18 protein-coding genes and 1 other annotated feature (1 of these 19 running past the window's edge) are annotated in these 16,262 nt (G+C 36.6%); of the genes, 15 read left to right on the top strand and 3 right to left on the bottom strand.

What is annotated here, in order from left to right:
• Window positions 1-10 precede the first annotated feature (10 nt).
• From ABH957_RS03005 to ABH957_RS02945, 13 genes are all read left to right on the top strand, one after another.
• Window positions 11-649 (top strand): class I SAM-dependent DNA methyltransferase, encoded by a 639-nt coding sequence (locus ABH957_RS03005; RefSeq protein WP_404510640.1) that lies wholly within the window; start codon window positions 11-13, stop codon window positions 647-649.
• A 14-nt stretch (window positions 650-663) separates the two neighbouring features.
• On the top strand, window positions 664-1,359 hold the full coding sequence (gene mtnN / locus ABH957_RS03000; RefSeq protein WP_002015266.1) for a 5'-methylthioadenosine/S-adenosylhomocysteine nucleosidase: 696 nt from the start codon (window positions 664-666) through the stop codon (window positions 1,357-1,359).
• An 82-nt stretch (window positions 1,360-1,441) separates the two neighbouring features.
• Complete coding sequence (locus ABH957_RS02995; protein ID WP_002129198.1) at window positions 1,442-2,365, top strand: O-acetylserine dependent cystathionine beta-synthase; 924 nt, start codon at window positions 1,442-1,444, stop codon at window positions 2,363-2,365.
• Between the two features lie 3 nt (window positions 2,366-2,368).
• The gene (locus ABH957_RS02990) at window positions 2,369-3,502 is read left to right on the top strand and encodes a bifunctional cystathionine gamma-lyase/homocysteine desulfhydrase (protein WP_002067265.1); all 1,134 of its coding nucleotides are present in this window, start codon (window positions 2,369-2,371) and stop codon (window positions 3,500-3,502) included.
• 260 nt (window positions 3,503-3,762) lie between these two features.
• Window positions 3,763-6,366: a bifunctional acetaldehyde-CoA/alcohol dehydrogenase gene (gene adhE / locus ABH957_RS02985; RefSeq protein WP_063226540.1), complete on the top strand. Its 2,604-nt coding sequence runs from the start codon at window positions 3,763-3,765 to the stop codon at window positions 6,364-6,366.
• Between the two features lie 126 nt (window positions 6,367-6,492).
• Window positions 6,493-6,729 carry a YrhC family protein gene (locus ABH957_RS02980; protein ID WP_404454116.1) on the top strand — a complete coding sequence of 79 codons (237 nt, stop codon included), beginning with the start codon at window positions 6,493-6,495 and terminating at the stop codon, window positions 6,727-6,729.
• A gap of 147 nt (window positions 6,730-6,876) precedes the next feature.
• Entirely contained in the window at window positions 6,877-7,824 is a 948-nt protein-coding gene (locus ABH957_RS02975; RefSeq protein ID WP_002015260.1) for an ABC transporter substrate-binding protein, read from the top strand.
• A gap of 5 nt (window positions 7,825-7,829) precedes the next feature.
• Window positions 7,830-8,858, top strand: coding sequence for a FecCD family ABC transporter permease (locus ABH957_RS02970; protein ID WP_002015259.1), 1,029 nt, complete (start codon window positions 7,830-7,832; stop codon window positions 8,856-8,858).
• Complete coding sequence (locus ABH957_RS02965) at window positions 8,845-9,663, top strand: ABC transporter ATP-binding protein (RefSeq protein ID WP_002129193.1); 819 nt, start codon at window positions 8,845-8,847, stop codon at window positions 9,661-9,663. Before ABH957_RS02970 ends, ABH957_RS02965 begins: the two co-directional genes overlap by 14 nt.
• Entirely contained in the window at window positions 9,630-10,025 is a 396-nt protein-coding gene (locus tag ABH957_RS02960; RefSeq protein WP_002129192.1) for an ankyrin repeat domain-containing protein, read from the top strand. Before ABH957_RS02965 ends, ABH957_RS02960 begins: the two co-directional genes overlap by 34 nt.
• Before the next feature lie 294 nt (window positions 10,026-10,319).
• A complete protein-coding gene (locus ABH957_RS02955) occupies window positions 10,320-10,847 on the top strand; it encodes a GNAT family N-acetyltransferase (RefSeq protein WP_002129191.1) in 528 nt (175 codons plus the stop codon).
• Between the two features lie 58 nt (window positions 10,848-10,905).
• Window positions 10,906-11,364 (top strand): GNAT family N-acetyltransferase, encoded by a 459-nt coding sequence (locus ABH957_RS02950; protein WP_002129190.1) that lies wholly within the window; start codon window positions 10,906-10,908, stop codon window positions 11,362-11,364.
• Window positions 11,365-11,474: 110 nt separating this feature from the next.
• Window positions 11,475-11,852, top strand: coding sequence for a hotdog family protein (locus ABH957_RS02945; protein ID WP_002129189.1), 378 nt, complete (start codon window positions 11,475-11,477; stop codon window positions 11,850-11,852).
• A 38-nt stretch (window positions 11,853-11,890) separates the two neighbouring features.
• On the opposite strand, the gene ABH957_RS02940 is transcribed toward ABH957_RS02945, so the two are convergent.
• Window positions 11,891-12,436 carry a helix-turn-helix domain-containing protein gene (locus ABH957_RS02940; RefSeq protein WP_002015249.1) on the bottom strand — a complete coding sequence of 182 codons (546 nt, stop codon included), beginning with the start codon at window positions 12,434-12,436 and terminating at the stop codon, window positions 11,891-11,893.
• Window positions 12,437-12,592: 156 nt separating this feature from the next.
• On the opposite strand from ABH957_RS02940, the gene ABH957_RS02935 reads away from it, so the two are divergent.
• Together ABH957_RS02935 and ABH957_RS02930 are read left to right on the top strand one after the other, a co-directional pair.
• Window positions 12,593-12,997: a DoxX family protein gene (locus tag ABH957_RS02935; protein ID WP_002015248.1), complete on the top strand. Its 405-nt coding sequence runs from the start codon at window positions 12,593-12,595 to the stop codon at window positions 12,995-12,997.
• Between the two features lie 21 nt (window positions 12,998-13,018).
• Window positions 13,019-13,876 (top strand): VOC family protein, encoded by an 858-nt coding sequence (locus tag ABH957_RS02930; protein WP_404510638.1) that lies wholly within the window; start codon window positions 13,019-13,021, stop codon window positions 13,874-13,876.
• A 16-nt stretch (window positions 13,877-13,892) separates the two neighbouring features.
• Here the strand turns inward: ABH957_RS02930 and ABH957_RS02925 are convergent, their stop codons facing one another.
• Window positions 13,893-14,207 carry a 4a-hydroxytetrahydrobiopterin dehydratase gene (locus ABH957_RS02925; protein WP_002167644.1) on the bottom strand — a complete coding sequence of 105 codons (315 nt, stop codon included), beginning with the start codon at window positions 14,205-14,207 and terminating at the stop codon, window positions 13,893-13,895.
• On the bottom strand, window positions 14,188-15,942 hold the full coding sequence (locus ABH957_RS02920) for an aromatic amino acid hydroxylase (RefSeq protein WP_404510636.1): 1,755 nt from the start codon (window positions 15,940-15,942) through the stop codon (window positions 14,188-14,190). Before ABH957_RS02920 ends, ABH957_RS02925 begins: the two co-directional genes overlap by 20 nt.
• Before the next feature lie 162 nt (window positions 15,943-16,104).
• Window positions 16,105-16,262, bottom strand: a binding site (T-box leader) (it continues 70 nt past the right edge of the window).

The following is a 16,262-nucleotide window of genomic DNA, read 5'->3' as shown; positions in this document are numbered from 1 at the left end:
GGGAATTTTTATGGGAACAGAATTTAATGGTTTATTTGATGAATGGGCTCATACGTACGACTCATTTGTACAAGGCGAAGATATACAATATAAAGAAGTTTTCGCCCGTTATGAGGACATTTTAGAGGATGTAGTTAACAAGTCATTTGGCAACGTATTAGAATTTGGTGTTGGTACTGGCAATTTAACAAATAAATTATTACTTGCTGGTCGCACTGTTTACGGTATAGAACCGTCACGCGAAATGCGTACTATTGCAAAAGAGAAATTACCAAAAGAATTTTCAATTACAGAGGGTGATTTTCTTTCATTTGAAGTCCCAAATTCAATCGATACTATTGTGAGCACTTACGCATTTCATCATTTAATAGATGAAGAAAAAGACGTAGCAATTGCGAAGTATAGTCAATTGCTAAACAAAGGTGGTAAAATAGTGTTTGCTGATACGATATTTGCAAATCAAGATGCATATGATAAAACTGTCGAAGTAGCAAAACAAAGAGGTTTTCATCAGTTAGCAAACGATTTGCAAACAGAATACTATACACGTATTCCGATCATGCAATCTATTTTTGAAAACAATGGCTTCCACGTAACGTTTACGAGATTAAATCATTTCGTTTGGGTAATGGAGGCAACTAAGCAATAGAAAGAGGGATTAGATTGAGAATTGCTGTAATTGGAGCAATGGAAGAAGAAGTACGTATTTTACGTGACAAACTAGAACAAGCAGAAACAGAAACTGTTGCAGGTTGTGAATTTACGAAAGGGCTATTGGCAGGACATGAAGTAATCTTGCTAAAGTCTGGTATTGGTAAAGTAAATGCAGCGATGTCAACGACAATTTTATTAGAAAAATATAAGCCTGAAAAAGTAATTAATACTGGTTCAGCTGGTGGATTCCATCACTCTCTAAATGTTGGTGATGTAGTTATTTCAACAGAAGTTCGTCACCATGACGTAGATGTAACAGCATTTAACTACGAATATGGTCAAGTGCCAGGAATGCCACCTGGATTTAAAGCTGATGAGGCATTAGTTGCATTAGCTGAGAAATGTATGCAGGCAGAAGAAAATATTCAAGTTGTAAAAGGTATGATTGCAACAGGTGATTCATTTATGAGTGATCCGAACCGCGTTGCAGCAATTCGTGATAAATTTGAAGACCTTTATGCAGTAGAAATGGAAGCAGCAGCTGTTGCGCAAGTATGCCACCAATATGAAGTTCCGTTTGTTATTATTCGTGCACTTTCTGATATTGCTGGTAAAGAATCAAATGTTTCATTTGATCAATTTTTAGATCAAGCAGCTCTTCATTCTACAAACTTTATCGTAAAAGTACTAGAAGAGTTAAAGTAATGTAACAAAAAGGCAACTGTCTCATATAAAGAAAATACATACAGTTGCCTTTTCTTTATTGGCAAATAAGGGGGAGAACACGATGAATGTATATCGTGGAGTTCATGAGTTGATTGGCCATACACCAATCGTAGAAATTACTCGTTTTTCACTTCCGAAAGGAGTCCGTTTATTTGCAAAGCTTGAATTTTACAACCCAGGCGGAAGCGTTAAGGATCGTTTAGGAAGAGAATTAATTGAAGATGCGCTAGAAAAAGGGCTTGTTGCAGAGGGCGGAACAATTATTGAACCGACGGCTGGAAATACCGGCATTGGACTGGCACTTGCAGCGTTAGAACATGATTTACGCGTTATTGTTTGTGTACCAGAGAAATTTAGTATTGAAAAACAAGAAATAATGAAAGCACTAGGTGCAAAGGTCGTGCATACACCGACTGAGCAAGGAATGACCGGCGCAATTGCAAAGGCAAAAGAATTAGTAAATGAAATACCGAATTCATACTCTCCAAGTCAGTTTGCGAATGAAGCAAACCCTCGTGCTTATTTCAAAACATTAGGTCCTGAACTTTGGGATGCATTGAATGGAGAAATTAACATATTTGTTGCAGGGGCAGGAACTGGCGGTACGTTTATGGGAACTGCGTCTTATTTAAAAGAGAAAAACATTGATATTAAGACGGTTATTGTAGAACCAGAAGGATCTATTTTAAATGGTGGTAAAGCTGGTTCACATGAAACAGAAGGGATTGGTCTTGAATTCATCCCGCCATTTTTAAAAACATCTTATTTTGATGAAATTCATACAATTTCTGATCGACATGCATTTTTACGAGTGAAAGAGTTAGCGCAAAAAGAAGGCCTTCTCGTTGGGAGCTCTTCAGGAGCAGCGTTTCATGCAAGCTTACTTGAGGCAGAGAAAGCAGCACCAGGTACGAATATTGTAACGATTTTTCCTGATAGTAGTGAGCGCTATTTAAGTAAAGACATATACAAAGGATGGGAATAAAAAATGAGAGCAAAGACAAAATTAATTCATGGTATTCGCATAGGAGAACCTTCAACTGGATCTGTAAACGTACCGATTTATCAAACAAGTACGTATAAACAAGAAGCAGTTGGTAAGCATCAAGGATATGAATATTCACGTACAGGCAACCCAACACGTGCAGCTTTAGAAGAAATGATTGCAGTCTTAGAAAATGGTCATGCTGGATTTGCATTTGGTTCAGGGATGGCAGCTATTACAGCAACTATTATGCTATTCTCAAAAGGAGATCACGTCATTTTAACAGATGATGTTTATGGCGGAACGTACCGTGTTATTACAAAAGTATTAAACCGCTTCGGCATTGAGCATACATTTGTAGATACAACAAACCTAGAGGAAGTTGTAGAAGCGATTCGTCCAAATACGAAAGCGATTTATGTAGAAACACCAACGAACCCATTACTAAAAATTACTGATATTAAGAAAATATCTGCTCTTGCTAAAGAGAAAGATTTATTAACAATTATTGATAACACATTCATGACGCCATATTGGCAGTCGCCAATTTCTTTAGGAGCAGACATTGTGCTTCATAGTGCAACGAAATATTTAGGAGGACATAGTGATGTAGTTGCAGGCCTAGTAGTTGTAAATAGCCCGCAATTAGCAGAAGACCTTCACTTTGTACAAAACTCAACAGGAGGTATTCTTGGCCCACAAGATAGCTTCTTACTACTTCGTGGTTTAAAAACATTAGGAATTCGTATGGAAGAACATGAAACGAATTCACGTGCGATTGCCGAGTTTTTAAATAACCATCCAAAAGTAAATAAAGTATATTATCCAGGTCTTGAATCCCATCAAAACCATGAACTAGCAACAGAACAAGCAAATGGATTTGGTGCTATCATCTCATTTGATGTAGATAGTGCGGAAACGTTGAATAAAGTACTTGAGAAACTGCAATACTTTACACTTGCTGAAAGCTTAGGAGCAGTAGAAAGTTTAATTTCTATCCCATCTCAAATGACACATGCATCAATCCCAGCAGATCGCCGTAAAGAATTAGGAATTACAGATACATTAATTCGTATCTCTGTCGGAATTGAAGATGGTGAAGATTTAATTGAAGATTTAGCACAAGCGCTAGCATAATAAAAATGCACTGCTAATGTAGAGCAGTGCATTTTTATTATATTAATTTGTGTAACATTTCACAAATTAGACATACACAAATGAAATGATTTCATGTATATTGAATTCATGAAATGTTATTCACGAATAAACTTGTGAAATATTTCACAAACAATGAGATTCATGTAGGACGGAAACTCTATTTTTTTTCGCTAATCGGGACTTGTTATGACCTATAGGGACTTATAAAGACCGTGATAACAGAATAGGAGGAAATTTACATGGTAGTCAAAGAGAAAGTTGTAAATGAAATGCAAGAGGTAAAAGAGATGATTGATACGTTAGTAAATAACGGTCAAAAAGCTTTACAAGCATTAGAAAGTTTTACACAAGAGCAAATTGACAACATTGTTCATGAAATGGCGCTTGCGGGTGTCGATCAACATATGCCGCTTGCGAAGTTGGCTGTTGAAGAAACGGGCCGTGGCGTATATGAAGATAAATGCATTAAAAATATTTTTGCCACTGAATATATTTGGCATAGTATAAAGAAAGATAAAACGGTAGGGATTATTCATGAAGATCCTCATGAAGAAATAATAGAAATCGCAGAACCTGTCGGTGTAGTAGCTGGGGTAACGCCAGTAACGAACCCAACATCGACAACAATGTTTAAAGCATTAATCGCGATAAAAACGAGAAATCCAATTATTTTCGCATTTCATCCTTCTGCACAAAACTGTTCCGTTGCAGCGGCAAAAACAGTATATGATGCAGCAGTGAAAGCTGGTGCACCAAAGCATTGTATTCAATGGATTGAAAGACCTTCTGTGGAAGCAACGAAACAATTAATGAACCATGATGGTGTCGCACTCGTTCTAGCAACTGGAGGGGCTGGTATGGTGAAATCGGCTTATTCTACTGGTAAACCCGCGCTAGGTGTAGGGCCAGGTAATGTACCATGTTATATAGAGAAATCGGCACATGTAAAACGTGCTGTTAATGATTTGATTTTATCGAAAACATTTGATAACGGTATGATTTGTGCGTCAGAACAAGCCATCATTGTAGATAAGGAAATCTATAATGATGTTAAAGCAGAAATGATTGCAAATAATTGTTATTTTGTAACAGAGGAAGAGAGAAAGAAATTAGAAAAGCTTGTTATTAATGAAAATACATGTGCAGTAAATAGTGATATTGTTGGGAAATCAGCACAGTATATTGCTGAATTAGTAGGAATTACTGTACCTGAACATACAAAAATGCTTGTAGCTGAAATTAAAGGCATCGGAGCAGCGTATCCACTATCTCGTGAGAAACTGAGCCCAGTGTTAGCTTGTGTAAAAGCAAATTCATTAGAAGAAGGATTTACATATTGCGAAGAAATGTTAGAGCTTGGTGGCCTAGGGCATTCAGCGGTTATCCATTCTACAAATAAAGAAGTACAAAAACAATTTGGGTTACGTATGAAAGCCTGCCGTCTCATTGTAAATGCACCTTCATCACAAGGTGGAATTGGTGATATATATAATGGATTTATTCCATCACTTACGCTTGGTTGTGGCTCCTACGGGAAAAACTCAGTTTCCCAAAACGTAACGGCGACTCATTTATTAAATATAAAAAGGTTGGCAAATAGAAAAAAGAATATGCAGTGGTTCAAATTACCACCCAAAATTTATTTTGAAAAACATGCGACAGCATATTTAGCAAACATGCCTAACATTTCCCGCGCATTTATTGTAACGGATCCAGGGATGGTTGAGCACGGTTATGTAGATACAGTTACGCACTATTTACGTAAGCATACAAATGATGTGAAAGTTGAAGTTTTCTTTGAAGTTGAGCCAGATCCATCAGATGAAACTGTATTTAAAGGTGCGGACATGATGAAAAGCTTTAAACCAGATGTAATTATCGCGCTTGGTGGCGGTTCAGCTATGGATGCAGCAAAAGGGATGTGGCTATTCTATGAGCACCCAGAAACGACATTCTATGGAATAAAACAGAAGTTTTTAGATATAAGAAAACGTACATGTAAGTATCCGAACTTGGGAAATAAAGCACAATTTGTTGCCATTCCAACAACATCAGGGACGGGATCAGAAGTGACGCCATTTGCGGTTATTACAGATAAGAAAAATAATATTAAATACCCGCTTGCGGATTATGAATTAACACCAGATGTAGCGATTGTTGATCCGCAATTTGTAATGACAGTACCACCTCATGTGACGGCAGATACTGGTATGGACGTATTAACACATGCAATTGAAGCGTATGTGTCTGTTCTGGCAAATGACTATACTGATGGTTTAGCATTAAAAGCAATTGATCTCGTATTTAAATATTTGCCGAGAGCATATAAAGATGGAAATGATGAAGAAGCACGAGAAAAAATGCATAATGCTTCCGCAATCGCAGGGATGGCATTTGCAAATGCTTTCCTAGGTATTAATCATAGTTTAGCGCATAAAATTGGACCGGAATTCCATATTCCGCATGGACGTGCGAATGCAATTCTTATGCCGCACGTAGTTCGCTATAATGCTATTAAGCCAAGAAAACACGCATTGTTCCCAAAATATGAGCACTTTGTGGCTGATGAACGCTATGCACATATTGCGAGAATGCTCGGGCTTCCAGCAAGCTCAACAGCGGAAGGTGTGGAATCACTCGTCCAAGCAATTATTGAGCTTGGAAAAAGCTTAAATATAAATATGAGTATTGCAGGACAAGGAGTTGCTAAAGACCAATTTGAAGGGGTTGTTGGATTATTAGCAGAAAGAGCTTTTGAAGATCAATGTACAACAGCTAATCCAAAATTACCGCTCATTTCAGAGCTGAAAGAAATCTATATAGAAGCATATAAAGGCGTATAATAGATAAAAAAGAGCCGCGAGTAAGCGGCTCTTTTTTACTTTGGAAAACATCTCCCAGATTGGTTCTATTTACTTGTCTTTAAGCTTGATAGAATGTGATAAAGTGAGGATGGGAGTGATAAGCAGATGAAAGAATTACAAGAAAAAATAGCAGATTATACCCGGTTTGCACAAGTACTTTTAGCTATAAGTACATTTTTAATGATCGGTTTATTAATTCCAAGTGGAATAAAAAGTATGGTACAGTCTTTTGTTATGATGGGGAGTATTATTGTATTTTTAGTTCTTGCTTTTTTCTTCTTTAAGCGTGTTAGAACGATGCGTGATCAATTAGAGGACAGCGAATATGAAGAAAATTGTTAAATAGGGCGCTACGAAAAGAAGAAATCTTTTTGTAGCGTTTTTTCATTTTTGTAGAAAATGTATGCGTTTCATATTGACAATGATAATCCTTATCAATTAAAGTAGAATAGTAGTTAATGATTATTATTATCAATTAGAGGTGAAAGAATGAACAAATCTATTACGCTGTTCACAGCGATCTTATCTATTTTTTTCTTATTAATAGGTTGCAGTGCAAAAGAAAACGAAAAAGCATCCGCAACAAAAACAGACAAAGGAACAGACAAAATCGAAATTACCGATCTCTCAGACAGAAAGATAACATTCAATAAAGTCCCTGAAAGTTTTGCTACGTTGAGTATGGGAGACATGGATATTATTCATGCTTTAGGTGGAAAAATAGTAGGTCGTCCGGATACAAAATTAACTCTCCCAGAGGAATTAAAGAAAGCACAAGTAATCGGGAATGCACATCAACCGAATTTTGAGCAAATTGCTAGTTTAAAACCGGATGTACTTGTTGCTAACAATGGATTCCAAAAGAACATTCCAACGGTCGAAGGACAAGGAACAAAAGTAATCATTTCTTCAGCCAACTCTGTAAAAGATATTCAAAAGGGTATTGAAATGTATGGAACAGTAATGAAGAAAGAAGATAAAGCAAAAGAGCTTAACCAAAAAATTAATGATCAAATGAAGAAATATGAGAAAAAGAGTGACGTTAAAGCGTTGCTAGTTTATGGAGCACCAGGCACTTATTTAGCAGCATTACCAACATCTCTATCAGGGGATATTTTAGAAAAAACAGGCGGGAAAAATATCGCAGCTAGTTTTCCAGAAATGAAAGAGTATCCGCAATATGCACAGCTAAGTGTAGAACGTATTATTGAAGCAAATCCAGATGTGATTTATTTAATTACACATGGAGATCCCAATAGTGTGAAAAAAGCATTTGAAGGCGAAATGATGAAAAATGAAGCATGGAAAAATTTAGATGCAGTAAAACAAAATCGTGTAGTTATTTTACCACCAGATTTATTTGGATCAAATCCTGGGACAAAAGTTACAGAAGCGATGGACTTTATGTATAAAAGTATACAAGATGTAAGGAAATGATAAGTATGGAGAGTAGTGAAATAGTAAGAGAAAAGGAACATCCTTTTGCGAGAAAAAGGTGGATAATAACAGTTACTTTAGTCGTATTAACTGTTCTAGGTCTTTTTTATGGCCTTTTTGCAGGGAGCTTATCTTTTTCTTTACGAGACATTATAGAAGGTATACAAGATGAAGGTTCGACAGTTCATCGAATTGTATGGGATCTTCGTATACCGAGAGTGCTCGTTGGTTTTATAGTAGGAACGTGTTTAGCTGCATCAGGAGCATTATTGCAAGGGGTTATGAGAAATCCTCTTGCAGATCCTGGAATTATCGGAGTTTCATCAGGAGCAGGTCTTGTAGCAATTATAATCATGATTTTATTTCCTCAACATATGGCATTCTTACCACTAGGAGCGTTTTTAGGAGCTTTTATTACAGCAATGGTCATTTACGCACTATCATGGCAAAAGGGGGCGCCACCTTCACGAATTGTATTAGTAGGTGTTTCAATAAACGCATTAATTGGTGCAGCGACTTCAGCGCTAATGTTATTACATAGCGACAAAGTACAATCAGTTTTACCGTGGTTAGCTGGTGGTATTGGTGGTGTTAGTTGGGCACATTTAAATATGATTATTTACTATGCGATATTCGCTATTATATTAGCTTTCTTCGGTATTAAACATATTCGAGTATTAATGCTTGGGGATGAAATGGCAAAATTATTAGGGTATAACGTGGAAAGAAGTCGGTTTTATTTAATAGTAGTAAGTACAATGTTAGCTGGAATAGCAGTTAGTGTTTCTGGTCTTATTGGATTTGTCGGTCTTGTTGTACCGCATATGTTACGTTTATTAGTTGGAAATGACTATAAATATTTACTGCCATTATCATGCCTTGGCGGTGGGATATTACTTGTTTTTGCGGATGCGATAGCTCGAAGTTGGTTCGATCCAATCGAATTGCCTGTTGGTATTTTATTGTCCTTCTTAGGTGGTCCGTTCTTCTTATATTTAATCCATAGAGGAGGAAAACAACGTGATTTCCGTTAACAAAGTGTTTTACGCACATTCTGAAAGATTTCAAATGCAAAATATGAATGTACATATTAAAGCTGGAGAAATCGTTAGTTTAATCGGCCCGAATGGATCGGGGAAATCTACTTTGCTTCGTTTAATAGCACGGCTACTTAAACAAAGCGAAGGAGACATCATTTTAGATGGGGAAAATATTTATACGATGAAGAGTGCAGATGTAGCGAAGCAATTAGCGATGTTACCACAAATGCACGATCATCAATTAGATTTAACAGTGAAAGAACTAATAGAGTTCGGAAGAGGTCCTCATAAATCATGGAGTAGTCGCTTAAATAAAGAAGATGAAGAAATTGTTGATTGGGCATTGTCTGTTACAAAGCTTGAAGGGTATGAATATCGTCTTTTACAATCCTTATCAGGAGGAGAAAGGCAACGTGCTTGGATTGCAATGACGCTTGCACAACGCACAAATGTCTTACTATTAGATGAACCAACAACCTTTTTAGATATCGTCCATCAGTTAGAAGTAATGGAACTTGTTAAACGATTAAACGAAGAGTTTGGTATGACGATTGTAATGGTTTTACATGATATTAATCAAGCGGCTCAATATAGCGATCGTTTACTCGTATTAAAACAAGGGAAGATTCAGTATGATGGCGTACCAGAAGAAGTACTATGTCATCAAATGTTTCAGCGTGTATTTGGAATTGAAGTTGATATATTCCAAGGGAGTGACAAGCCATTTTTTACACCGAAACGAATTTGTGAAAAGGGAGAAGAGAGATGCAAACAGACGAGCGTATTACCACTGAGTTAGTAAGGGAATTTGTTATGGCAGCTCACGGAGATCTAGAAAGAGTACAGGAGCTTTTGGCCGAATCACCGAGCTTACTTCATGCTTCTTATAATTGGGGTGGCTCAGATTGGGAAAGTGCCTTAGGAGCAGCGGCCCATGTAGGCCGTAAAGATATTGCTCTTTATTTACTGGAAAAGGGAGCTCGGATGGATATTTTTGCAGCAGCTATGCTGGGTGAACTTGAAGTCGTACAAGCCATTTTAGTAGCACAACCAGAAGCATTACGTGCATCTGGCCCACATGGCATCTCTCTTCTTCAACATGCACGAATGGGTGGAGAAAAAGCTCAGCGTGTATTTGAGTACTTAACAGTGCTTTCTTAATGACCGCAAAGTTCTTATGTGCGGTAAACTTTCCACTCAAAGGATTGGAAGGTTTACCGCCCGTTAGAACGGGATAAGTATCTAGTATATTTGAAAATCCTACACCCCCTCAATTGTAGTTTTCTTTATACTAGTTATGATATGGATGCAGTAGACACTCTTTTGTCTACTGCTTTTTTTTGATATAATACACTTTTATAAGATTGAATTTTCTTTCTTTTTGGTAACTTTCTTGATATGAATTATTCAACACTTACGTAGTTTGAAATATGTTGTTATGTAATGAGGTTCAAAATGATGGGAGTGAATAAAAGAGTGTTCCATACAGATCGCTTACAATTTCGCAAATATACAATGGATGATTTACCATTTTATGCTTCTTTATGGGGGGATGAGAAGGTAATGCGCTATATTGGAAATGGAACGTTAAAAACATTTATGCAATGTAAAAAAAGTTTGGAGGAGAGGGTACTTCCAAATTATAAAAATGGTCTCGGTTTATTTGTAATGATTGAAAAGGAAACAGGGATAAGAATTGGTCATGCAGGACTTGTCAAGCAGAAGGTAGATGGAAAAGAGGAAATTGAGATTGGCTATTGGCTACTTCCTAAATATTGGGGGAAAGGGTATGCGAAAGAGGCTGCGGCGGCTTTTCGAGACTATGGTTTTCAAGCATTACAAATGAATAAATTAATTTCACTTATTAATCCGAACCACCCAGCTTCAATATTTGTTGCTAGAAAAACAGGGCTTAGTTATGAGAAAACAACTTCATTTCATGAGATGGAAGTTCTCGTTTATTCCATTAAGCGGGTTGGATGAAAAAAGGTGAATTGCATTTTTTGGAGAATGGTATATAAAAAATAAAGGGAGGGATTACATGTATATTTATCATAATGGATTAATTATTCGTGAAGGAACGAATGGAGTGCCAGCATATGCGATTAAGACATTATTTGAAGATGCTGGCTGGAGTAATGATAATATCCCTTCTTGGCAAATTGAAAAGTTTACGATTGCATTTGAAAATTCAACATGGGCTTTCACAATTTGGGATGAAGAAGAAATGGTCGCGATGGTTAGAGTGATTTCTGATCAAATCATGGTTGCTAACATAGTAAATTTAGTTGTGAAGTGTGAGTATAGGGGGAAAGGGTTAGGTAAGAAACTTGTAGCTCTTTGTTTACAAAAGCTTCCGCATGGCGATTGGTTTGCGCATACGTCCGCTAACAATTTTGATTTTTATAGAAGTTGTGATTTTGAAGTAAGAGAGTTATCAAGAAATGGAACATGTGCGTACTATGGGTATCAAGTGGCCAAAGAGGAAGGGCATCGATAACTTATAAGGTAATAAAGAAAAAGGATTGCTATTTTAATAATATAAACTGAACTGAGACTCATTTTGTGATAAAATAAAAGAAAATTCAGTTTATTAAACGGGGGATAAAAATGAATGTAAAAGTTGGGGATATATTTAAATACGAAAGAAGATTTACCGAGGAAGAAGTTTTTGAATTTGCAAATATTACAGGCGATAAAGGTAGACATCATATGGAATATGATGAGAATGGACGATTAATGGTCCATGGTTTATTGACTGCTAGCATTGGGACGAAAGTAGGCGAAGAGTTACATTACATAGCGAGGGAATTAGTAAGTGAGTTTATTAGACCAGTTTTTACAGGGGATACGGTTACTTGTGAATTAACTTTAACAAATATTGAGCAAATGGAAGGATATAAAAAAGTTTCAATTGAGTCAGTTTATCGCAATCAACATGAAAAGACCGTACTAGTTGGGACGAGTTATGGAATTATAAGGGGATAAAAAAGAAGCCTGTTACGAAACAGGCTTCTTTTTATCGTTTAGTAAACACGTTTTCGATTTTCCGCATGACTAGAGATAAGTAATAATGCAGATTCTTCACCTATATTGCGAACAATATGAGGAACGCATGCATTCCAAGAGAAAGAATCACCTTCTTCTACAATCGCAATATCTTCTCCATGTTGAACTTCTAGTTTTCCGCGTAATACAAGATGACACTCTTCACCTTCATGAGCATTTGGTGAGTTTTCTTTCGGGAATCCGGCAGAAATTTCTACTAGAGATAGGCGGAGACCACCTTGCTCCGCAACATGCTCAATTCTTTGTTCATCTTTTCCATACACACTGTATTTACGCTCTTCTTTTTTTACAATTTTCAAACGATCTTTTTGTTCTAACAATAAATATGGAAGGGGGACATTTAAAAAATTAGCGATCATTTCTAAAGTTGAGATAGATGGTGATGTTTTATTGTTTTCAACCTGACTCATAAAGCCTTTAGAAAGACCTGTTCCTTCACAAATTTGGGCAATCGTAATTCCTCTACGTTGACGAATTTCACGAATCGCAGAACCGATATTCATAAAATCATGCTCCTTTTTGTAAACAACTATTTGTATCATAGCAAAAAAAAAATATTTTTTCTCATGAAAAATGAATTGACGAATAAAAATAATTAGTGTATGTTTTGTAATGTAAATAAAAGTTTTGTATAACAAAACTATAAAGGAGAGAAAGAAATGAATCAACATATTGGTAACTTAATTATTCGTATCGTGTTAGGGGTAACGTTCTTTATGCACGGTTTAACAAAATTCCAATCAGGAATTGACAATATTGCAGGGTGGTTTACAAGCATTGGTTTACCAGGAGGACTTGCATACGGTGTAGCAACAGTTGAATTAGTTGGAGGTCTATTGTTAATTCTAGGTTTAGGCGTAAGGTATATTGGCTTATTATTTGCACTTGTTATGGTTGGAGCGATTGTGAAAGTAAAATGGTCAGCTGGTTTGTTAGGAGACGGGAAAAATCCTGGATTTGAGTTAGAACTTGCATTATTAGCGATGGGTGCTTACTTATTTGTTGCGAAAGCTAATGGTTTTGTAGATAATTTCTTAAAAGAGAAAATGTTAAAGAAGAATTAATTAAAATGGGGGTATAACAAAATGGGCTTTCCACTTCATCCCGAAACAACACTTGGGGTTGTTCATTTATATGTATCAAATTTAAAGAAATCGCTAGAGTTTTATACAGAAGTATTGCGTATGAAGGTACTGGAAGAAAAAAGTACAATCGTTACGTTTGGTAATGAGGACAATGAGCCACTTCTCATAATAGAAGAAAAGGAAGACGCTCTTCCGAAGCAAAGAGGTCGAACTGGTTTATATCACTATGCAATTTTATTACCAAACAGACAAGACTTAGCAAATATTCTTCGTCATTTTGTTGAGAGAGTACACCCATTACATGGTGGGGCTGACCATTACTTTAGTGAAGCTCTTTATTTAGCTGATCCAGATGGAAACGGGATTGAAATTTATCATGATCGCCAAAAAGAAGTTTGGCATGATGAAAATGGAGAGCTACCATTTGTTAGTAACCCGTTAGACGGCGAAGGATTATTACAGCAAGGAAGTACATGGAATGGGTTCTCCGCTGGTACTGTGATGGGGCACATTCATTTACATGTAGCTGACTTAGAAGAAGCGAAACATTTCTATGTTGATGGCCTTGGTTTTGATGTAACGATTCCAGCTCGTAATGGAACGTTGTTCGTATCAGCAGGTGATTATCATCACCATATCGGTTTAAATACATGGCAGGGTGAAGGTATACCACCACAAATGCCAAATTCCGTTGGTTTGAAATATTTCACAATTGTACTAGCAGATGAAAAACAAAAAGAGCAAGTGTGTGAAAGTTTAAAATATATGGGCGTAGTTGCTACGTATAAAGATGGAATATTACAGGCCAAGGATCCGTTTGGACATTGTATACATTTTAAAGTGAAAGGAGAAGCCTAAAAAGGCTTCTCTTTTTTCACTTTCTTATAATAGCTTTTTCATTTTGTAAAAATAGTTCATCAAATTGCTTTGCAAGGTCAAAATCTAGTTTCGTTAAACCTTTTGCATTCCATGATGACAAAGTAATAATGACTGCTTTATACTGGATAAGGATAAATGGGTGGTGATTATGTTCTTCTGATAGTTTGGCGGCTTCAGAGACAAATTCGACTCCTTTTAAGTAGTCGGAAAACATATATTTTCTTTCAATCCATTTTTCATCTTTCACTGTCCATTTATCCAGCTTTGTTAATTCCTCTTGTACTTCTTCATTAGTTAATCGTAGCATCATTTTTCACATCCTTTACCTGCAGTAACGCAAGACCATTGTTAATAAGACGTGTTACAGATTCTTCAGTTGTGAAAGTAGAAAGTTGTTGTAATAATGCTGCTGATGCTTCGTGACCTTTGTTATGTTCTAAAAGCAATTCTAAAATTTCAAGACGAAGCAACCATTCTTTCGGATAAAATTTATTTAATACTTCTTGAATAGCTATTAATTGATTAGTATGAGTATCGTGTAAAATACTATCGTTACGTATATCTCGAACTGTTTGATACATACGTTCAAGCTTATTCAGTACAAGTGGATCAGGCGTTTCTTGTACTTCTTCATTCATCGGGAAAAATGCAGCCGCATCTGCCGCTCCTGGGAATACAGAAGTGATTTGTGAGCCGACAGCCATATCAAATGCTCCCCATGAAGGATCAAATAATAAGCGATCTTTATGAGTAACTGCACAATTTATAAAGGAGATAAGAGCAATTTTTTTATCATTCTTTACAATGTCTGTTACTGTTCCTTTTACATGAATGCCACTTGCAAAAGTAAACTCTGCACTGCTTCCAATTGTAATGCCTAATGATTGTAATTGTTCTTCTGTACAATTTTCTAATGCAATATCTCCATCTAGTAATCCGATTGGTGTCCCGAATCCATCGCTGTGCACAGATGTAGAATGATTTGCTAGTTGTTTATTATGAATTGCTAATGCAGTTGGTGAGCTTGTTCGTGTGTAAATAACTTCACCAGTATCATTTTTAATTGCCTCTGTAAATGTACCCGTAATTTGTAATCCACTACTTAGCTCAGTTGTAGCATGATTTTCGGAGCGGATTGCTTTTTCTAATCCTTCTGTGCCACCTGTCTTAAATGCCATCGTTGTAGAGAACTGCTCAAGGGCCTCAGTCAATTCTTCAAATGATTCACAAACAAATAGCTGTGGTTGCATTTTTGTCACATCATAAGTTGTCCCGGTGCAAGCTTCAATTGAGAATGGGACTTTCTTTACAGCGTTTGTTAAGCAATGCTTACTTTCACCGACAGAGGAAAGGAGACCAGCACCGTAAATTTTCGGATCATTTATATTGCCGATTAAGCCGTATTCCACTGTCCACCAGAATAAACGTGAAATTTGTTCTGCTTCTGATAAACCAGAAACTAAGTTTTGTTTTTCGATTACAGCATTTTCAGTAACTGCAACTTCTTCAGGTGTAGAAGTAGGGCTTTCTTTTACGATCGTTAATGTACGAACGGCTTCAAAAGCATCATGTTCTTCTTTTGTGGAGAAAGCTTTCGCTCCAATTTGTCCAAAGCGTTTCACATATTTTGCATATGTAGAATCAAGCAAAATCGGTGCGTGGCCTGCAGCTTCATGAACGATATCAGGAGCGGGTGTATACTCGATATTTTCTACTTTACGAATATCTGTTGCGATTGGTAGTAATCCATGCCCCTGAAAATCGAAGAATGCGACGCCGGGAATAAGGCCGTCAATCGTTACGGCACCCCAGCCGCTTGGTGCTAAACAGTCATTCATTTCTTCTACTTTGGGAATTGCATCTATATTAATACCAGATGATTGTAGTCCGTTAACATAGGATGGATGAGCAACATCTTTTAAGAAGCTATGGTTTTGTCTCATAATGTAACGCCAAACAGCGTGATTCACCGGTGTGTATTGATCATAATGCTGTGTGGATACGAATGGTTTTAAATGTGATGGAATTTCTATTTTTTTTGTCATTTAGACGTCCTCCTTTTTCTCTATAAAAATGAATACCAGTTTTGTATAGCTTGTACCACCTCCTTTCAGAATTGTAAGCGCTTATAAAATTTTATCATAACATTCTAAATTATTTAACAACTGTTTGCGTGAGAAATAGAAAAAGCCCCTATCGGAAAATCCGATAGGGGCGAAAAAATCGCGGTACCACCCTATTTGTAAGTGAAAATATACTTACATCTCAACTAATGATAACGGAAAAATTCCGTCTTTTCCTTCATGCATAAAAGCACTACGAAAAAGAAGCTCCAGAATTGTAATTCGTACTTATATATGTGCTA

It is taken from the genome of Bacillus sp. RC242, assembly GCF_044908245.1.
GTDB lineage: Bacteria > Bacillota > Bacilli > Bacillales > Bacillaceae_G > Bacillus_A > Bacillus_A mycoides.
This window is presented reverse-complemented; position numbering and strand designations above follow the sequence as displayed.